Origin of the sequence: Nocardia arthritidis, from assembly GCF_011801145.1 — a bacterium.
GTDB classification, from domain to species: Bacteria; Actinomycetota; Actinomycetes; order Mycobacteriales; family Mycobacteriaceae; genus Nocardia; species Nocardia arthritidis_A.
The window spans coordinates 6596414-6615922 of the sequence record NZ_CP046172.1 but is presented as its reverse complement, the minus strand read 5'-3'; the positions used below and the strand labels follow the sequence as shown (position 1 = coordinate 6615922).

The following is a 19509-nucleotide window of genomic DNA, read 5'->3' as shown; positions in this document are numbered from 1 at the left end:
GGGTTGCGCGACCGCTCCGTCGGCAACCCGTGACCTGGATTACCCCAGGTCGCGTCGGGCGGGAAACCTCAGCCCGCGGACACGGTGAAATCGTCGAAGACGATCTCGCCCGCGGCATCGGATTCGGCGAGGTCAACGACGGCGTCGATCGACCAACCATGGTCGCCTGCCGGATCGTCGAGCACCTGCCGCACCCGCCAGAAGCCGGGTCTTCGTTCGAGTTGGAACAGCTGGGGTCCGCGTGCGTCGGGACCGGTCCCGATCTTGTCGTATTCGGCGAAATAAGGCGAGAGTTCGGTGGCCCAATCGGGCCCGGGACTCGATTCGGACAGCTCGTCCCAGCGCTTCCGGGCCGCCAGATCCACCCGGCGGAACATCGCGTTGCGGACCATGACGCGGAAGGCGCGCTCGTTCGCGGTGATCGGGCGCACCGCCTCCGCGCCGAACGCCACCTGCTCGGTGTCGGATTCGGCGCCCGGGTTCGTGAGCTGCTCCCATTCGTCGAGCAGGCTCGAATCCACTTGTCGCACAAGCTCACCCAGCCACTCGGTGACGTCGTCGAGCTCCTCGGTGCGCGCGCTGTCGGGCACCGTGCGACGCAGCGCGCGATACGCGTCGGCCAGATAGCGCAGCACCACACCCTCCGAGCGGGCCAACTCGTAGAACGAGATGAGCTCGGCGAACGTCATCGACCGCTCGATCATGTCGCGCACCACCGATTTCGGCGACGGCATGAACTCCGACACCCACGGATGCCCGGCGCGATAGGTCTCATAGGCCGGCTCGATCAGCTCGGCCAGCGGCTTCGGCCAGGTCACCTCTTCGAGCAGTTCCATCCGCTCGTCGTATTCGATGCCGTCGGCCTTCATCTCCGCGATCGCCGCACCGCGCGCCTTGTGCTGCTGAGCCATCAGCAGCTGACGCGGATCCTCCAGCGTGGATTCGATGAGCGACACCACATCGAGGGTATAGGTCGGCGACTCTTTGTCCAGTAGTTCCAGCGCCGCCAGTGCGAATGGGGAAAGCGGTTGGTCCAGCGCGAAATCGCGCTGCAGGTCGACGGTGAGCCGGGCCCGGCGGCCCTTCGAATCCGGCTCCGGAAGTTGTTGCACCACACCGGCATCGCGCAACGCGCGGTAGAGCCGGATGGCGCGCAGGATATGCCTGCGCTGCGCTGGGCGCGGCTCGTGATTGTCCTCCAGCAGATGCCGCATCGCGTCGAAACAGTTTCCCGGCCTTGCGATCACGTTCAACAGCATGGAATTCGTCACGTTGAACCGCGACACCATCGGCTCCGGCTGCGCGGCGACCAGCCGGTCGAAGGTCTCCTCGCTCCAGGAGACGAAACCCTCGGGCGGCTTGCGGCGCTGGATCTTCCGCTGTTTCTTCGGATCGTCACCGGCCTTGGCCAACAGGCGGGCGTTCTCCACCTCGTGCTCCGGGGCCTGCACCACAACGGTGCCCAGGGTGTCGAAGCCCGCGCGCCCGGCCCGGCCCGCGATCTGATGGAATTCGCGCGCCTTCAGCCTGCGGGTGCGCACGCCGTCGAATTTGGTCAGCCCGGTCAGCAGCACGGTGCGGATCGGCACGTTGATGCCGACGCCGAGGGTGTCGGTGCCGCACACCACCTTGAGCAGACCGTCCTGCGCGAGCCGTTCCACGAGACGGCGATATTTGGGCAGCATGCCCGCGTGATGTACGCCGATCCCATGCCGGATCAGTCGCGACAGCGTCTTGCCGAATCCGGCGGCGAACCGGAAATCGCCGAGCGCCACCGCGATCGCGTCCTTCTCCGCGCGGGAGGCGAAGTTCACGCTCGTCAGCGCCTGCGCCCGCTCCAGCGCCGCCGCCTGTGTGAAATGCACGACGTACACCGGCGCGAGGCTGGTGGTGACCAGATCCTCCAGCGTCTCGGTGATCGGGGTGCGCGCGTAGGAGAAGCTCAGCGGCACCGGACGTTCCGTGCCCGCGACGATCGCGGTCGCGCGGGCGGTGCGCCGCTCGAGATCCTGTTTGAAGAAATCGACCTCGCCGAGGGTGGCCGACATCAGCAGGAACTGGGCCCTCGGCAACTCCAGCAGCGGCACCTGCCAGGCCCAGCCGCGATCCGGATCGGCGTAGAAATGGAATTCGTCCATCACCACCTGGCCGACATCGGCGGCCGCGCCCTCGCGTAACGCCAGATTCGCCAGGATCTCGGCGGTCGCGCAGATGATCGGGGCGTCCGGGTTGACCGCCGCGTCACCGGTGACCATCCCGACCCGTTCCGCGCCGAACACCTCGCAGAGCGCGAAGAACTTCTCGCTGACCAGCGCCTTGATCGGGGCCGTGTAGTAGGTGCGCAGGCCGCGGGTCAGCGCGAACAGGTGCGCGCCCACCGCGACCAGCGATTTACCCGACCCGGTGGGCGTCGCCAGGATGACATTGGACCCCGACGCCAGCTCCAGCAGCGCCTCGTCCTGGGCCGGATAGAGCGGGGTGCCCTGCTCGGCGGCCCACATGCCGAACGCCTCGTACAGCGCGTCGGCATCGGTCCCCGGAATCTCGAGCAGGTCGGTCAAATCCACTCGAATAAGCCTACGGCCTCCACGCCAGCGCATTTACGGCGCGTAGGCCTTCCGTAGCGGGAACCTTAACGACGTTCGTCGGATTCGCCGCCGCCGTAGCCGCCCTGTTCGGCCAGGAACCGCTCGAACTCCGCGCCCAATTCGTCGCCGCTGGGCAGCTCGCCGTCGCCGGCCAGCAGGCTCGACTGGCTCTCCTGCGCGGTGACGAAACTGTCGTATTGGCGTTCCAGGGCGTGCACCACCGTCTCCACCTCGGAATTGCCCGCGATGTGCTCGTTGACCTGCTCACGCACCCGCGCGGCCGCCTCGCCGAGCGCGGCGAGCGGCAATTCCAGGCCCGCGTTGTCGGCGACGTTCTCCAGCAGGGTCTGCGCGGCCTCCGGATACGCCGTCTGCGCCAGATAGTGCGGGACGTGCACCGAGAACCCGACCGATTCGTGCCCGTGCTGGGCCATCCGGAACTCCAGCAGCGACGACGCGCTGCCCGGCACCTGCAGCTCACCCGGCCAGCGCTGATGATCCGAGATCAGATCGCGGTCCGAGGAATGCGCGGTGACGCCGAGCGGGCGGGTGTGCGGAATGGCCATCGGGATGGCGCTCAGGCCGATCGTACGGCGCACCCCCAACTGCTCGGCGAGCAGGCGGACCGCTGTGACGAACTTCTCCCACCGCAGATCCGGTTCCAGACCGGCCAGCAGCAGGAATGGCGTGCCGTCCGTATCGCGCAGCGCCCACAGGTTCAGCTCGGGCTCCGCGTAATCGGAGAAGTGATCGGTCTTGAACGTCATCAGCGGACGCCGCGAGCGGTAGTCCAGCAGCTCGTCGACATCGAACGACGCGACCAGTTCGCTTTCCAGGCTTTCGCGCAGGTGCGTGGTGGCCAGGCGCACGGCGTGCCCGGCATCGGTGAACCCCTCCAGCCCGTGCACCAGCACCGGACCCGAGCCATCGGCGGACGACAGCTGTGGAGCGGGGAACTCCAGTTCGTACATTCGCGACTCGTAGTCCATCGCGTACTCCTTCCTGCGCGGTAACACCGAACCGCACCAGAGCGAGCGGTGCGGTGGTACCACCGTCCATTGTCCCCCATGGCGGCGACGTCCCGCGCATCGCTGGACATCGGCCACCCGTCGAGGCAACAGCCACGACACCACACACATTCCCGCAGCACGTTTTTCCACACCTGGGACCCGACTCGAAATCGCCTCCGGCGGGACTCCGAGACGGCGCCCGACGGCGTGGCATCGCGGGCGGGCCTGGCGAGTTTGGCACAGTGGGGGCGTGACTGTGCCGTTTTCGCGCAGGGGGTACCCGGGGGCCGCGGTGGCGGGCGTCGCGCTGCTCACCGCGGGTGCGGCGCTGCTCGGCGGGTGCGCGTCCGACGTGCCGGGTGATGCGGTCGCCGCGGCGCCCGCGGCGAACCGGCACATCACCGCCCAATTGGGTTCGCTGCTACCCGATCCCGGGCAATTCCCGGCGCGCTATACGACGGTGGTGCTGCCGCCCGAGCAGGCGGCGCAGGCCGCGGCCGACCTCAACGGTGTGGGGCGCGCGGCGGCGGTGCAACCCGCGGAGTGCGCGCCGCCGGACCAGCCGGTCGGCGCCGACCGGACGGCCGTCACGGTCGGCACCGACAACGAGGCCCGCGCGACCATCACCGTCGAGCTGACCAGGACCGATGAACCGCTGTCCGCGTGGCGAAACCAGTTGCGGCAGTGCGGGTCGGTGCGGGTCACCAAGGCGGGCGCCGCGACCACCGTCGCGACCATCCTCGACGCGCCGCCCCCGGTGGACGCCGACGACACCATGGCCTTCCGCCGCACGGTCACCCCCGACGTCGGCGGCGCCGGGCTGACCTCGACCATGCAGACGCTGGCCGGACAGCTCGGTGATGTGCGAATCATCGTGACCTACATGACATTCGGTGCGGGCAAAGTCGATACCAGCACGCTGGATTCGGTATTCACCGCGACCGTCATGAAGGTGCGGAAAGGTTGATCCCGCGCGGACTGTAGCAGTCCGGCCCGACACACCCCGCCGCTCGGCCCGGTCCCGGCCGGAAGTTGTCCACAACCCCGGAATTATCCACAGGGCAACCTGAATCCCCAGGTCAGCTCGATCTGCCGCCCAGGAGGGTCGGCGCACGCTCGACCCATGACGACCCACACGAACCCCATGCCCGCCGGCGACATTCCGGACACCGGCCCGCTACCCGCGCATCCCGTGCGGTGCCGCGGCGGTTCGCTCGGCTCACCCGGCGGCCTATCGAGCGGCGCCCACGTCAGCGGTCCATCGCGCGACCAGGCGCGCGCACCGGTGTGCGCCGAGAGCGCGCCGGACTACCGCGCCGAGAACGGTGCCCGCGCGACGGATACCGAGGCGGACCTCGGCAATCGCACGGGAACAGCGCCTGTCGAACAGTCCGGCGCATCGTCCGTCGTTCGGTTCCCGGCCGCAAGCTCTGCCGGTGCGGTCGAATGTGCGCAGGGCGCATCGTATTTCAGGACCGGCCGGTCGGCGCGGGAGTGGCGCGGCGCGGAATGCGGAGAGCGGCCGCCGCGGTCCCGGCCCCGCGCCGATCCGAACGCGGTGCGGATCGATGAGCCGGGCGATTTGATCGCGGCGGTGCCCGCGCTGGTGGGTTTTCCGCCGGAGCGTTCGCTGGTGGTCGCGGTGTTGTGCCCGACGCCGGTGCCGGGCGGGCCCGAATTGATCGACGCGGTGGCGCGATTCGATGTGGATCAGCGGGACGGCAGGCTGCGGGCCGAGACGGTCGCGCCCTATGTGGTGCGGATCTGTGCCGGGATGGGCGCGGCCAAGGTCATCGCCGTCTTCGTCGACGATCGGGCCCGGGAATCGTCCGGGCGGCGTGGGCGACGCCGGAACCGTTGCGGCGGAGGATATTTCGCGGCGATGGCGGCCGCGCTGCGCCGCGAACTGGCGGCCGACGATATCGGACTCGACGCGGCGTGGGCGGTGCCCGAATGCGAACCGGGACGACGCTGGTGGAGTCTGCTCGGGCCGGAATGCGGTGGGCCGCTACCCGATCCGGCCGCATCGATGGTGGCCATGTCCCATGTGCTCGACGGCAGGCCGCTGCGGCGCTCCCGGGCGGAGCTCACCGGGCTGGTGGCGGCCGATCCGATCCGCACCGCCGAGGTCGCCGCGCACCTGGACGACGCGGTCGCCGACGCGATGGACCGCTACCGGCGAGCGGTGCACCGCGGCGACCCGAACGGATACAGCAGGCAGGCGCTGCACCATGTGCTGTGGCAGATCGCGAATCTCGAATCCGGCGCGGGCCTCGACGCCGCCGAGCTAGCGGAACTCGTTGCGGCGCTGCGGGATCACGCGGTGCGCGACACCATGTTCGCACTCGCGATCGGCGACCACGCCGATGCGGCGGAACAGCTGTGGATCGCGCTGGTCCAGGTGACCACCGGCCCGGACCGCGCGGAGACGGCGGCCCTGCTCGGCTACCACGCGTACACCCGGGGTGACGGCCCGCTGGCCGGTGTCGCACTGCAGGCCGCGCTGGAGGCCGATCCGATGCACCCCATGGCCCGTCTGTTGGAGACCTCGCTGTACATGGGCCTGCGGCCCGAGCACCTGCGCAAACTCGCCCACTGCGGCTTCGAAACCGCCACCGATCTGGGTGTCGACCTCGGTCCGGAGCCGCGATGACAGCCATCGCGGCCCGGCGCGGGTCAGGACTTGGCGGAATGTGCGCGCGGACCGAGCGCGCGCAGGAAATCCCATGCGTCGGAGACGATTTCGTCGAGCTCGGTGTGTTCGGGGCGCCAGCCGAGTTCGGTGACGGCCCGCTCGCTCGACGCGATCAGCACGGCGGGATCGCCGGGCCTGCGTGGGGCCTCGACCGCGGGGATCGGCAGCCCGGTGACCCGCTCGCACGCCGAAATCACCTCGCGCACCGAGAATCCCGTGCCGCTGCCCAGATTGAAGATGCGGTGCGTGCCCGGTGTCGCGGTGTCCAGCGCCAGCAGATGCGCCTGGGCGAGGTCGCGGATGTGGATGTAGTCGCGCACCGCGGTGCCGTCGGCGGTCGGCCAGTCGGTGCCGAAGATCGAGATCGCCTTGCGGTGCCTGGCGGCCACCTGCAGCACCAGCGGGATGAGATGGGTTTCCACGACCCGGTTTTCGCCGAGACCGGCATACGCGCCCGCCACGTTGAAGTAGCGCAGGCTGGTCGCGGCGAGCCCGTGCGCGATCGCGTACGAGGTGATGGCGTGGTCGATGGCGAGCTTCGACGCGCCGTACGGATTCGTCGGCCGCGTCGGCGCGTCCTCGGTGATCGGCACCTGTTCGGGTTCGCCGTACACCGCCGCGGTGGAGGAGAACACCAGGCGGGGCGTGCCCGCGGCGCGCATCGCCTCCAGCAGCGTCAGCGACTTCACCACATTGCCGTGCCAGTACTTCTCCGGCTGCTGCACCGATTCACCGACCAGCGACTGCGCGGCGAAATGCAGGACGCCGTCGAAGGATTCGGCGTGGATCAGCCGCGGCGCGACCTCGGCGATATCGCCATCGACGAAGCGGGCGCCCTCGGGCACCCCGTCGGCATTTCCGGTGGACAGATCGTCGACCACGACGACCTCATGCCCTTGTTCCAGCAACACCTGGGCGCAGACGCCGCCGACGTAACCCGCGCCACCCGTGACAAGAAGTCGCACGCCTCAGACCAACTTCACCTGGACGGCATGGGCCATCTCGTCGGACAGCTCGAAACCCGAGTGACCGGGCACGGTGATGAGCACCGCACCGGGCTTGGTCTCGACGGTCACGCGCGCGTCGGGCACGACGCCCGCCTCACGCAACTGACCGATGACGTCCGGATCGGTCTGGATGTGCTCGGCGAGCCTGCGCACCACCACGGCGTGCACCTGGCCGTGCGGCAGATCCGACAGCCGGACCAGGCTCTCCTCGGCGGTGGTCTGCGGCACGACGCCCAGTTCGTCGAGGCCGGGGATGGGGTTGCCGTACGGGGAGGTGGTGGGGTGGTTCAGCACCTCGACGAGGCGCCGCTCCACATCCTCGCTCATCACGTGCTCCCAGCGGCACGCCTCGGCATGTACGTTCTGCCAATCCAATCCGATGATGTCGACCAGCAGCCGCTCGGCCAGCCGGTGCTTGCGCATCACCGCGACCGCCATGCTGCGGCCCTTCTCGGTGAGCTCGAGATGACGATCACCGGCGACCAGCAGCAAACCGTCGCGCTCCATCCGCGCGACGGTCTGGCTCACCGTCGGACCGCTCTGCTCGAGCCGCTCGGCGATGCGAGCGCGCAGGGGCACCACGCCCTCCTCCTCGAGGTCGTAGATGGTACGGAGGTACATCTCCGTGGTGTCGACCAGATCCTTCACCTTTTACCCCTTCGTCGGGACGAATTCTACCTACGCACGCCGACACCACCGTGTGCCGGACCCGCAGGCATTGCGTCGCGCGCACTCTCATGCGCCGCGCTGCGCACGCCCTGGTTCACACCGCCGCATCCGAATCCGATGCCGTGCCGCGCGAGCCGTCGGCACACGGCAGGCCGCCGTGTTGGTACTGGGCTCTATTTCTACTGCATGGCAACGCCGCGTGGGGCCGGTAGCTTCCCGCTAGCGTTGCGGTATGGCTGTGTCGCGCAGTGCGGGAACGGTGGTGTGGACCGACCACTTTCTCGACTACACCTGGACCCCGGACCACCCGATGAAGCCGGTGCGCCTGAAGTTCACCATGGCGCTGGCCCGAAGTCTGGGATTGCTGGACGGTGTCGAGCCGTTGGCGCCGGATCCGGCCGGCCGCGCCGATCTGCTGCGCATCCACACCGCCGATTACATCGCCGCCGTCGAACACGCCTATCAGCCCGCTGGTTCGCCGCAGTCGCCGCCCTATGGGCTCGGGTCGCCGGACAATCCGGTCTTCCCGCATATGCACCAGGCCGCGTCGGTGATCGTCGGCGGGACGCTGGCGGCGGCGCGCGAGATCGCGGCGGGCCGCACCCGGCGCGCGGTAAGCATCGGCGGCGGCATGCACCACGCCATGCCCGGTCACGCGGCCGGATTCTGCGTCTACAACGATGTGGCGGTGGCGATTTCGTGGCTGCTGGAACACGGCTACGACCGGATCGCCTACGTGGATGTCGACGTGCACCATGGCGATGGCGTGCAGCACGCGTTCTACGCGGATCCGCGGGTGCTGACGGTCTCCATCCATCAGCATCCGGCCACGCTGTGGCCCGGCACCGGTTGGCCCGAGGAGACCGGATGCGATGCCGGCACAGGTACCGCGATCAACCTGCCGGTGCCGCCGGGGACCCGGGATGCCCAGTGGCTGCGGGGATTTCACGCGGTGGTGCCCGGCGCGCTGGCCGCCTTCCGGCCGCAGATCCTGATCAGCCAATGCGGCGTGGACACCCATCGGGAGGATCCGCTGGCGGATCTGGAGCTCACCGTGGACGGGCAGCGCGCGGCCTTCCTGGCGATGCGGGATCTGGCCGATCGCTACGCCGATGGCCGCTGGCTCGCCGTCGGCGGCGGTGGCTACGGCGTGGTCCGGGTGGTGCCCCGGGCCTGGACGCACCTGCTCGCCACCGCGCTGGACCGCGCCATCGATCCGGCCACCGAAATCCCGGGCGACTGGCTGGATCTGGTGCGCCAGGCCGCGCCGCGCACCGAGCCGCCGCGCACCATGGGCGACGGTGGCGATACCGCCTACCGTGCCTGGGATGGTCCCGGCGGCACGGGGGAGACTGGGGACGCGCGCCTCGACCGCGCGCAGCGAGCCATCGATACGGCCATCTTGGCCACCCGCCGGGCCACCTTCGGGTTGCTGGGCCTGGACCCGGAGGACACCCGTGACTGATCAACCGCCCGTACCGGATTCGCCGGACACACCGGCCGTGCCGCCGCCACCGCCGCAGCACTGGTTCGCCGATGTGCTCGCCTCCGACGGCGGCGTCGTTCGGCTGCGCCCGATCACCCCGGACGACGCCGGACGGTTGCAGGAGTTCCATGCCGCGCTGTCCGACCGCACCAGGTATCTGCGCTATTTCGGTCCGTACCCGCGGATTTCGCCGAAGGACCTGTACCGCTCCACCCACGTCGACCATCGTGACCGGGTGGGGCTGGTGCTGGAACTCGGGGAATCGATCGTCGCGGTCGGCCGGTACGAACTGCTCGACCGCACCGGCCCGCGGTCTGCCGAGGTGGCGTTCGTGGTCGCCGACGAGCATCAGGGTCGCGGTCTCGGATCGGTGCTGCTGGAACATCTCGCGGGCGCGGCGGCCGAGAACAAGATCGAGACCTTCGTCGCGGAGGTACTCGCCGAGAATACGGTGATGGTCACCGTATTCCGCGACGCCGGCTATCAGGTGGAGCGCAGCAGGGACGGTTCGGTGCTGCATCTGGAGTTCGCCATCGATCCGACCGAAGCCCTGCTGTCCGTTCGGGATTCGCGCGAGCGGGCCTCCGAGGCGCGCAGCGTCGGCAACCTGCTGCGGCCGGGTTCGGTCGCGGTGATCGGTGCGACGGTCGGCGCGGGCCGGGTCGGCGGCTCGGTGCTGGCCAATCTGCTGTCGGGGGTGTTCCAGGGGCCGGTGTATCCGGTGAACCCGAACCGCAAATCGGTGCGCGGGGTGCGGGCATACGCGACGGTCCGCGACATTCCGGACGAGGTGGACCTCGCGGTGGTCGCGGTGCCGCCGGAGGCGATCGCCTCGGTGCTCGACGACTGTATGGCCAAGGGCGTCAAGGGACTTGTCGTGCTCACCGCGGGATTCAGCGAAACCGGTGTCGGCGGCGCCGCGGCCGAACGCGAATTGGTCGCCGCCGCACGGGGACACGGGATGCGGGTGGTCGGGCCGAGTGCGCTCGGCGTCGCCAACACCGATCCGGCGGTCTCGTTGAACGCGACGTTGGCCTCGGTGCTGCCGGGCCGCGGCCGAATCGGTTTCTTCTGCCAGTCCGGCCCGCTCGGCGCGGCGATCCTGGGTGAGGCCGCCGCCCGCAACCTGGGACTGTCGACCTTCGTATCGGCGGGTAACCGCGCCGACGTCTCCGGCAACGACCTGCTGCAGTACTGGGACACCGCGCCCGATACCGATGTGGTGCTGCTGTACCTGGAGAGTTTCGGTAATCCGCGCAAGTTCTCCCGGATCGCGCGGCGGGTGGCGCGCACCAAACCGATCGTCGCGGTGAGCAGCGGCCGGATGGCGGGTGGCGCGCGGTCCGATATGGACCGCTCGATCGTGCGAGATCTGTTCGCGCAGGCCGGAATCGTGCAGGTCGATTCGATCTCGGAGCTGTTCGACTGTGCCGCGCTGCTGGCTTACCAGCCGCTGCCGTCCGGTTCCCGGCTCGCGGTGATCGGCAACAGCACCGCGCTCGACTGGCTGGCGGTGGACGCGGCCCACGGTGAGGGGCTGGTGGTGGGCGAGCCGGTGAACCTGGGCCCGCAGGCGCGGCCCGGTGACTATTTCGATGCGGTGGCCGAGGCGTTGCGTGCACCCGAAATCGATGCGCTGATAGTGGTTTTCGCGCCGCCGGTGCCGGTTTCGGTGCCCGATTTCGCCGACGCCATTCGCAGCGCGGCCGCGGCCGTGCCCGATGCGGAGAAACCGATTCTCACCACCTTCGTCGCCGAGCAGGGGATGCCGAATCTGCTCGCGGTGCGCGGGCCGGGCGCCGGCGTGATGCGCGGATCCATTCCGTCCTACCCGGATCCGGAGCGTGCCGCCCGAGCGCTGGCCAGGGTGCGCCGCTACGCGGAGTGGCGGAGCCGTCCGGTGTCCCCACACGTCGCGCGGCCCGACGGGATCGACGCGGACCGCGCCCGGCGTTTGGTCAGCGGATGGATGAACGAGTCCGGGGGACGCTGGCTTTCGGATCTCGAGGCCGTCGAGTTGCTGTCCTGCTACGGGATTCGCGTCGTCGAGTTCCGGGAGGTGCGCGACGCGGACGAGGCGGTGGCGGCGGCCGAGGAACTCGGCTATCCGGTGGCGGCGAAGGCGACCGGCGAAATGTGGCGTCGCAGACCGGATCTCACCGGTGTGCGGCTGGATCTGTGGCGCCCGTCCGCGGTCCGTCAGGCATATACCGACCTGGTGGAGATCTGCGGTGATCCGGTGCTGCACGTTCAGAAGATGGCGACCAAGGGCGTCGGCTGTGTGCTGCGCGTCAAGGACGATCCGTCGTTCGGTTCGGTCATCGAATTCGGCCTGTCCGGCATGATCATCGAATTGCTCGGCGACCGCGCCTACCGCGCGCTGCCGCTCACCGGCGACGAGGCCGCGGCCCTCATCGACGCGCCCCGTGCGGCCCCGCTGCTCTCCGGAACCCCGGCCAGCCCGCGGGTCGACAAGGCCGCGCTCGCCGAACTGGCGCAACGCATTTCGGCCCTGTTCGACGATATTCCCGAAATGCGGGAGCTGTCCTTCGATCCGGTGCTGGCCTCGCCGACATCCGCCGAAATCCTCTATGCGCGAGGGCGAATCGGCCCGGAGCCCAGCCGCTTCGACACCGGCCCGCGTCGCCTGGGATAGCCAGCCCCGGATACTCGCCGAGCCCACCGGTCCGCGCGTTTCGAGCACATTGGGTAGGAAAAAACCTACGGTTGACAGGTAGGCTAATACCTACCTATTGTCATCGCCATGACGATTTCGCAGATAGGGAAGATCACCGCCTTCGTCTCCGATCAAGACAGGGCGAAGGAGTTCTACACCGGGGTGCTCGGCATGACCGTGCGCGCCGACAACACATTCGGCGATAACCGGTGGCTCGAGGTCGGCGCAGGTGAAACCGGCACCGGCATCATCCTGCACAAGCCGTTCCCGGGCGCGAGCGCGGGGAACCTCGCGGGCGTGATCGTGAACAGCCCCGATATCGACGCCGTCGTCGAGAAGCTGCGCGCGGCGGGCGCCGATGTCGACGGACCCACCGACGAGCAGTGGGGGCGGCAGGCGTCCTTCTCCGACCCGGACGGCAATTCGTACGTCCTGGTCGCCGATGGGGCACGGTGACAACCCTTTTCGAAGCGCACGGTGTCACCAAGCGGTTCGGTGACACCACCGCGCTCGACAATCTCGACCTGACGGCCGAACCCGGCAGCCTGCTCGCGGTGCTCGGCCGCAACGGTGCGGGCAAGACCACCCTGGTGCGCATGCTCGCCACGCTGACCAACCCCGATGCCGGAACGCTCCGGGTGCTCGGCAACGACACCGTGCGCGACGCGCGCCGGGTGCGCGGGGTCATCGGCTTGGCGGGTCAGCACGCGACGGTCGAACCGCTGTTGACCGGTGCGGAGAACCTGGAGATGACCGGCGTCCTGTTCGGGCTGACCCGTCGCGACGCCCGCACCGCCGCGGCCGAGGTGCTGCGGCGACTCGGGCTGCGGGAGGCCGCCGACCGGCGCGTCGGCACCTACTCCGGCGGTATGCGCCGCCGCCTCGACCTGGGCGCGAGCCTGGTCGGGCGGCCGCGCCTGCTGCTGCTCGACGAACCGACCACCGGCCTGGATCCCGCTGCGCGCCACGGCCTTTGGTCGCTGGTCACCGAATTGGTCACCGGCGGTACCGATGTCGTCCTCACCACGCAATACCTGGAGGAGGCCGATGCGCTCGCCGACCGGATCGTGGTGCTCGACGGCGGCCGCATCCTGGCCGACGGCACCCCGGGTGAGCTGAAGGACGCCCATGCCGCCGATGTCGTGACGATACGCACAAGGCGCGCAACGGATCTCGACACGATCCGGGACACGCTGACCGCCGCCGACCCCAGCGTCGACCGCGAGTCCCGCACCATGACCTGGACCTCGTCGTCCGGTGGCGAGGATGCCGCCCGCTGCTTCGCGGTGCCGGGCGTCACCATCGAGGAGGTCACCGTTCGCAAACCGACGCTGGAGGAGGCCTTTCTGAACCTGACCGCCCCGACCGACCGCCGATTCGAGGTATCAGCATGAAAACCTATTGGGTACACCGATTTTCGCGGCCAGGGGTGCGGCGATGACCGCGGCGTCACTCGACCATCCGGTGGCGCGGCGCGCGAATCCCGTTGCCGCCACCGGGGCCATCGCGCGGCGAGTGCTGCTGATGACGGTGCGCAACCCGCCGGTGATCGTGATGGCGGTGCTGCAGAGCGTGGTGTTCCTGCTGATCTTCCGCTATGTATTCGGCGGCGCCATCGCGGCGGGCGGGCTGCGCTACGTCGACTTCATGGTGCCGGGCATTCTCACCGTCGGAATGGTCTTCTCGGTGATGGGCGTCGGGGCGGCGATGGCGGAGGATCTGCAGCGCGGCGTCATCGACAGATTCCGCTCGCTGCCGATGCCGCGGATCGCCGTACTGCTCGGGCGCGCGCTCGGCGCGCATGCGCTGACCACATTCGTACTCCTGGTAACGGCCGCGATCGCGTTCGCGGTGGGTTTCCGTACGCACCAAGGAGTTACGAGCACCGTGGCGATGCTCGGGCTGTGTCTGCTCACCGCGGTCGCGTTCACCTGGGTGTTCATCGCGATCGGGCTGGCCACCGGCGATGTGCAGTCGGCGCAGGGCCTGGCGTTCCTGGTGTTGCCGCTGTCGTTCGTGTCCAGCGCCTACGTTCCGGTGGACACGATGCCCGGCTGGCTGCGGGTGTTCGCCGAACACCAACCGCTGACGGTGATCATCGAGGCGAACCGGTATCTCACCCAGGGCGCGGCCGGACTGCACGGATTCGGGCACGCCGGCGGCTACTACGTCGTGGCCGCGTTGGCGTGGTGTCTCGGTATTCTCGGGATCGCAATCATCGCCGCCCTGGCACTGTTCCGGCGACGGTGACCTCGACCGAACGAGAGCCCGCATGCCGCAACGCCTGAAAACCAGCAGCACCGACCTGGTGTTCGGCGCGCTGGCCAACCCGACCCGCCGGGAGATCCTGGACCTGCTGCTCGACGGTGAGCAGTCGGTCCAGGACATCGCCGAACGGTTCGATATGGCGCGGCCCAGTGTGTCCGAGCATTTGAAGGTGCTGCGCGATTGCGGGCTGGTCGGTGAGGAGAAGCGCGGCCGTCACCGCTTCTACCGGGTGGAACCGCAACCGCTGCACGACCTGCAGTCCTGGCTCGCGCCGTTCGAAAGATTCTGGCGCAGCAGGATGCGTGCGTTGGGCACGGTGCTCGATACCATGCCCGACGACCCCGCTGACTCGGCCGCGCCGCGGTCACCCGGCGCCGGAGCGTGACCACGGTGCGGCCGGGCGACCGCCGCGTATCCAGACCGAAGGGAGTGTGCCGGTGAACGACGATCCAGCCACGATCGTGCTCGACCAGTTCTATCCGCATCCGCGGCCGAAGGTGTGGCGCGCGATCACCACGCCGGAGCTGATGGGGCAGTGGCTGATGCAGCCGATCGGCTTCGAACCGGTGGTCGGCAATCGTTTCCGGATGAAGGCACGCCCGATGCCCGCGGTGAATTTCTCCGGCGAAGTGCGCTGTGAGGTGCTGGAGGTCGTCGAGCCCGAGCGCCTGCGCGTCACGTGGAGCGATGCCGCCGCGGTGGCGGACTCCGGTTGGGTCATCACCTGGGATCTGCACACGGAGGGCCGCGGCACTCGAATGCTGTTGACACACAGCGGTTTCGACCCCGACGACCCGACCTCCCAGCTGTCCCGCACCATTCTACGCAGTGGCTGGCCCGGCATCGTCCGCCGCCTCGGCGAGGTGTTGGACGCGGGTTCCGTCGGCGAATAGTGAACCGCCCCTGAGCATTCCGGTACCGGGTGCGAAGTGATCCGCGCTGCGGATCGACGGCCTCCGCCTGGTCGGAGGTGCGGATCATGGCGGGCCGATTCGGTTGTCGATCACTGGGCGCTGATGTTGATCATCCAGGTGATCCCGAACCGGTCGACGAGCGAGCCCGCCACATCACCCCAAACCTGCCTTTCCAGCGGAAGGGTGACAGTGCCGCCCTCGGACAGCTTCTGGAAATGGTCGCGAAGTCCGCTGTCGTCACCGCTTATGAAGACTGCGACGTTGTTTCCCGGCCGATATGGCGGTTGGTCTGGCCTGTCCTCGGGAAAGTCCCATGCCATAAGCGTGTAGCCGGCCGGGGTGTCGAGGCGGGAGTGCATGACCTTGTCGGCATTGGGTGCGTCCGGTGAGCCGAAGTCCGCGATGGTTCCCAACTCCAGCTCGCCGCCGAAAACCTGCCGGTAGAACTCCATCGCCTGCCGCGCGTTGCCGTTGAACATGATGCACGGATTGACCTGAGATCCCACTTGGAACCCTCTCTTGTTACGGAACCGCCGGGCTGCCCGGTGGTCGTCGAAACAAAGCTCTCAAACAATCACGACACCTCCTGTCGTGTTTTCGAGAAGACATCCGCGGCGTCGGCCTGCGGCTCGGTCGATGAAAGCTGAACCGCCTGACCAGATTTCGGGTGTCGGACGCGAAAATATCGGCCGGTTCGGGAACTATTGGATTCGGGCAGGCGAATACGCGAGCCCGGCGTGCGGATGCTGGTGCGCGATCGAGGAATCCGCACCGCATCCGACTACGCCGAGGAGCTTCATGGACGCGATCAACGAGACCACCGTCGGCTGGATCGGCACCGGACGGATGGGGGCCGCGATGGTCATGCGGCTCGCCGGCGACGGCCTGCCGGTCACGGTGTGGAACCGCACCCGGGCCAAGGCCGAGCCGCTGGCCGCGCGCGGCTGCACCGTCGCACACGGCATCGCCGAATTGCGTGGGCTCGACCTGGTTTTCACGATGGTGTCCACCCCGGCCGATCTGGAGCAGGTGCTGCTCGGGCCGGACGGGTTGCTGGCCGCGCCGCCGCCGGTGCCGCGGGTGGTCGTCGACTGTTCGACGGTCTCGGTGCAATCCTCGGCCGCGATTCGCGCGGCCTGCGCCGAACGCGGTGTCGCATACCTGGCGGCCCCGGTGAGCGGTAACCCGAAAGTCGTTGCGGCGGGCGAATTGACGATCGCCGTATCCGGACCGCGCGAGGTCTACGAGCGGGTCGCGCCGCTGCTGCGGCGGATCGGCAAGTCCGCGACCTACGTCGGCGAGGGGGATGTGGCGCGTCTGGTGAAGATCTGTCACAACCTGTTTCTGGGCGTGGTCACCCAGTCGCTGGCCGAGGTGACCGTGCTGGCGGAGAAGGGCGGCGTATCGCGCGCGGCGTTCCTGGCGTTCCTGAACGACAGCGTGCTGGGTTCGGCCTTCACCCGCTACAAGACGCCGGCGTTCGTGAACCTGGATTACACACCGACTTTCACGCCGGTGCTGCTGCGCAAGGATTTCGATCTCGGCCTCGGCGCCGCACACGATCTCGACGTGCCGATGCCGGTGGCCGCGGCGACCGCCCAACTCGTGCAGGCGGCCGTTTCCAGCGGACGGGTCGACGAGGATTTCGCGATCCTGCTCGATTTGCAGGCGCGCAGCTCCGGCCTGCGCATCGAATCCGAGAACGTCGCGGTCGACGACGGGCTCGGTACGCCGAAACCCGCGGACACACAGCACGATTGACCGATCACCCGGTGCCGATGGTCTGGGACCGTCAGAAAGTTGTGGTGAGAGAACGCAATTCGGCGATCACGTCTTCGCCGGAGGGCGCGTGCTCGGGGTCCACCAGCCATTGCAGCATCAGCCCGGTTAGCAAGGCGAGGGGTACCGAACCGCCGAGTCCCGCGCGTGCCTCGCGTTGTCCCTGAGCGAGGTATTCGCGGATCTCGGGCGATCTTTCGGCCTGCACGATGGCTTCGAGTTGGGCGACCCACAGGGACCGGTGGGTGGTGAAGGTGTCGATCAGGGCCTGCCAGCTCTGTGCCGGGCCGTCGGCCGGGCCGCGGCGGGCGAGTTCGTCGCCGAGTTCGTCCACTGCGAGCACCAGCGCCTGGGTGAGCAGTGCGTCCCGGGAGCCGAAGTGGTAGCCGATGGCCGCGTGGTTGACCCCGGCGGCCGCGGCGATATCGCGGACCGTCGTGCGTGCCCAGCCGCGTTCGATCAGGCACTGCTTGGCTCCGGTCAACAAGGCTTCGCGGTTTCCCATGTTCAGAAGCATAGCCGCATGCTTATCCACTTGGTTTATCCAAATGGATTGCACAAACGTCTAAATCTCGGCTACAGTTCTGCTCATGACGAAGCCGAAGGTTCTGATCTCGGGTGCGAGCGTGGCCGGACCCGCCCTCGCCTACTTCCTGCATCGCGACGGATACGACGTGACCGTGGTCGAGCGTGCGCCGCTGGTCCGTGACAGCGGGTATGCGGTCGACTTCCGTGATGCGGCGTTCGATGTGCTGGCGGAGATGGGCGTGCTCGACGAGATCCGCGGGCACGAGACCAAGATGCGCGGCACGGCTCTGCTGGACGACAGCGGCACCGAGACCGGGCAGCTACCCGCCGAGGTGTTCGCCGGCGAACTGGAGGTGCCCAAGTACGAGCTGACTCGGATCCTGCACGAGGTCACCGCCGATGACGTGGACTACGTGTTCGGCGACTCGATCACCGCGTTGACGCAGCATGAATCCGGTGTCGCGGTCGAATTCGAGCGCGGCTCGACCGCCGATTTCGACCTGGTGTTCGGCGCGGACGGAGTCCATTCGAACGTCCGGCGGCTGGCGTTCGGTCCACGGACCGACGCGCTGCGACATCTGGGAATGTCCGGTGCCGGATTCAGCACCGCCAACTACCTCGGACTCGATCACCAGGGCCTGTTGCGGCCGGGGCAGGGCACGGCGATCTACCTCTTCAGCGCGGGCGATCCGGATCGGCTCACGGTGAGCCTGTCCTTCGCCACCGCATCCCCTGAGTTGGACCGGCGCTCCCGCGCGGAACAAGAACAGGCGGCGCGGGCGGCGTTCGCCGGACAGAGCTGGGAAGTGCCCCGCCTGCTGGACGCGATGACCGCCGCCGAGGACTTCTACTTCGCCTCGTCCTGCCAGGTCCATCTGGACCGCTGGTCCCACGGCCGGGTCGCGCTGGTCGGCGACGCCGGATACTGCGCCGCACCGACCAGCGGTATGGGCACCTCTCAAGCATTGATAGGCGCACGAACCCTCGCCCGCCAGCTGGCCGCGACCCGCGGCGACCACGAAACCGCCTTCGCCGCCTACGAAACTGAGCTACGCCCCTACGTCGCGGCGAATCAGAAAAAGGGCCACCAGGCGGCGGCGATGTTCGGCGGCACGACCGAATAACCTTGAGGCACAGGGGTTCCATTCCATGCGGTCGAGGTCCGCGGCGGTGCTGCCATGCGGGCCGATGGCCTGGAAGGGGACGTTTGTTTCCGGGCTGATTCAGTTCAGTCGTAGTAGGCCGGCGGCGGTGGCGTTGAAACCGCAGGCTTTTCGGTAGAAGTCGGTCAGGTGTGGTTCGTAATCGACGTGGAGCCAGTCGATTCCGAGTTCGCGGAGATCGTTTGTGAGGGCCGTGACGATCCTGGTTCCGATGCCTTGGTGTTGGTGGTCGGTGGCCACCATGGTGTCGAGGAGGAAGGCGTGGACGCCGCCGTCCCAGACCGCGTGGACGAAGGCGATGAGCCGGTCGTCGGCGAATGCGCCGACCCATGATCTGCTGTGCCGTTCCAATCGCGCTCGCCAGGGGATGAGCTCATAGCCGCCGCCGAAGGTTTCGGCATGTAGCCGTGAGAGCGCTTCGTCGTCGATAGCGCAGCGGGTGCGCAACGTGATGGTCATGCTCCCCAATCGTGAAATATCGGGTGCGACGGTGCGCTGAGTCCCGATGACGAGCAATGCAATTGATCGCTCGCGCCGAAAACGGTTGGCAGCGGGCGGAATCAGGGATAGCACCGCCGACCGGTTCGCGCGAAACCCGGAGGGGGCGGGTACGCGCGGGCACCGGTCGGCGTTGGGAAGGTGACCGTCGGACGGTCACCAAGCTCGACGCCGGGCCCGCCTCGGATCGGCCCGGCGTCGTCGCACGTGCCGGGATTACCGGCACG

At 68.5% G+C, this 19509-nt stretch carries 18 protein-coding genes; 11 read left to right on the top strand and 7 right to left on the bottom strand.

The features are described 5' to 3' along the window. Positions 1-68 precede the first annotated feature (68 nt). The gene (locus tag F5544_RS29940) at positions 69-2567 is read right to left on the bottom strand and encodes a DEAD/DEAH box helicase (RefSeq protein WP_167476279.1); all 2499 of its coding nucleotides are present in this window, start codon (positions 2565-2567) and stop codon (positions 69-71) included. A 65-nt stretch (positions 2568-2632) separates the two neighbouring features. After that, the gene (locus F5544_RS29935; protein ID WP_167476278.1) at positions 2633-3577 is read right to left on the bottom strand and encodes a proteasome assembly chaperone family protein; all 945 of its coding nucleotides are present in this window, start codon (positions 3575-3577) and stop codon (positions 2633-2635) included. A gap of 271 nt (positions 3578-3848) precedes the next feature. Here F5544_RS29935 and F5544_RS29930 point away from each other — a divergent pair, with 271 nt between their 5' ends. Together F5544_RS29930 and F5544_RS29925 are read left to right on the top strand one after the other, a co-directional pair. Beyond that, positions 3849-4565, top strand: a complete 717-nt coding sequence (locus F5544_RS29930) for a sensor domain-containing protein (protein WP_238846734.1) — start codon at positions 3849-3851, stop codon at positions 4563-4565. A 156-nt stretch (positions 4566-4721) separates the two neighbouring features. Beyond that, entirely contained in the window at positions 4722-6251 is a 1530-nt protein-coding gene (locus F5544_RS29925) for a DUF4192 domain-containing protein (RefSeq protein ID WP_238846733.1), read from the top strand. A gap of 23 nt (positions 6252-6274) precedes the next feature. On the opposite strand, the gene galE is transcribed toward F5544_RS29925, so the two are convergent. Both galE and F5544_RS29915 read right to left on the bottom strand, forming a co-directional pair. Next, on the bottom strand, positions 6275-7258 hold the full coding sequence (gene galE / locus F5544_RS29920) for a UDP-glucose 4-epimerase GalE (RefSeq protein WP_167476277.1): 984 nt from the start codon (positions 7256-7258) through the stop codon (positions 6275-6277). A 3-nt stretch (positions 7259-7261) separates the two neighbouring features. Beyond that, on the bottom strand, positions 7262-7948 hold the full coding sequence (locus F5544_RS29915; protein ID WP_167476276.1) for a metal-dependent transcriptional regulator: 687 nt from the start codon (positions 7946-7948) through the stop codon (positions 7262-7264). Positions 7949-8201: 253 nt separating this feature from the next. Here F5544_RS29915 and F5544_RS29910 point away from each other — a divergent pair, with 253 nt between their 5' ends. From F5544_RS29910 to F5544_RS29880, 7 genes are all read left to right on the top strand, one after another. Next, positions 8202-9434: an acetoin utilization protein AcuC gene (locus F5544_RS29910; RefSeq protein ID WP_167476275.1), complete on the top strand. Its 1233-nt coding sequence runs from the start codon at positions 8202-8204 to the stop codon at positions 9432-9434. Then, the gene (locus F5544_RS29905; RefSeq protein WP_167476274.1) at positions 9427-12111 is read left to right on the top strand and encodes a bifunctional GNAT family N-acetyltransferase/acetate--CoA ligase family protein; all 2685 of its coding nucleotides are present in this window, start codon (positions 9427-9429) and stop codon (positions 12109-12111) included. The genes F5544_RS29910 and F5544_RS29905 overlap by 8 nt, the downstream gene beginning before the upstream one ends. Before the next feature lie 108 nt (positions 12112-12219). Then, positions 12220-12588 (top strand): VOC family protein, encoded by a 369-nt coding sequence (locus F5544_RS29900; protein ID WP_167476273.1) that lies wholly within the window; start codon positions 12220-12222, stop codon positions 12586-12588. Further along, positions 12585-13526 (top strand): ABC transporter ATP-binding protein, encoded by a 942-nt coding sequence (locus tag F5544_RS29895; protein WP_167476272.1) that lies wholly within the window; start codon positions 12585-12587, stop codon positions 13524-13526. The genes F5544_RS29900 and F5544_RS29895 overlap by 4 nt, the downstream gene beginning before the upstream one ends. 43 nt (positions 13527-13569) lie before the next feature. Next, positions 13570-14382, top strand: coding sequence for an ABC transporter permease (locus tag F5544_RS29890; RefSeq protein WP_167476271.1), 813 nt, complete (start codon positions 13570-13572; stop codon positions 14380-14382). A gap of 22 nt (positions 14383-14404) precedes the next feature. Beyond that, positions 14405-14785: an ArsR/SmtB family transcription factor gene (locus F5544_RS29885; protein ID WP_167476270.1), complete on the top strand. Its 381-nt coding sequence runs from the start codon at positions 14405-14407 to the stop codon at positions 14783-14785. 52 nt (positions 14786-14837) lie between these two features. After that, complete coding sequence (locus F5544_RS29880) at positions 14838-15293, top strand: SRPBCC family protein (protein WP_167476269.1); 456 nt, start codon at positions 14838-14840, stop codon at positions 15291-15293. A gap of 110 nt (positions 15294-15403) precedes the next feature. On the opposite strand, the gene F5544_RS29875 is transcribed toward F5544_RS29880, so the two are convergent. Continuing rightward, complete coding sequence (locus tag F5544_RS29875; RefSeq protein WP_167476268.1) at positions 15404-15820, bottom strand: VOC family protein; 417 nt, start codon at positions 15818-15820, stop codon at positions 15404-15406. A gap of 292 nt (positions 15821-16112) precedes the next feature. Here F5544_RS29875 and F5544_RS29870 point away from each other — a divergent pair, with 292 nt between their 5' ends. After that, a complete protein-coding gene (locus tag F5544_RS29870; protein ID WP_167476267.1) occupies positions 16113-17075 on the top strand; it encodes an NAD(P)-dependent oxidoreductase in 963 nt (320 codons plus the stop codon). Between the two features lie 31 nt (positions 17076-17106). On the opposite strand, the gene F5544_RS29865 is transcribed toward F5544_RS29870, so the two are convergent. Next, complete coding sequence (locus F5544_RS29865) at positions 17107-17598, bottom strand: TetR/AcrR family transcriptional regulator (protein WP_167476266.1); 492 nt, start codon at positions 17596-17598, stop codon at positions 17107-17109. A gap of 85 nt (positions 17599-17683) precedes the next feature. Here F5544_RS29865 and F5544_RS29860 point away from each other — a divergent pair, with 85 nt between their 5' ends. Beyond that, positions 17684-18745: an FAD-dependent monooxygenase gene (locus tag F5544_RS29860; protein ID WP_167476265.1), complete on the top strand. Its 1062-nt coding sequence runs from the start codon at positions 17684-17686 to the stop codon at positions 18743-18745. A gap of 99 nt (positions 18746-18844) precedes the next feature. Here the strand turns inward: F5544_RS29860 and F5544_RS29855 are convergent, their stop codons facing one another. Beyond that, positions 18845-19243, bottom strand: a complete 399-nt coding sequence (locus tag F5544_RS29855; RefSeq protein WP_167476264.1) for a GNAT family N-acetyltransferase — start codon at positions 19241-19243, stop codon at positions 18845-18847. Positions 19244-19509 lie beyond the last annotated feature (266 nt).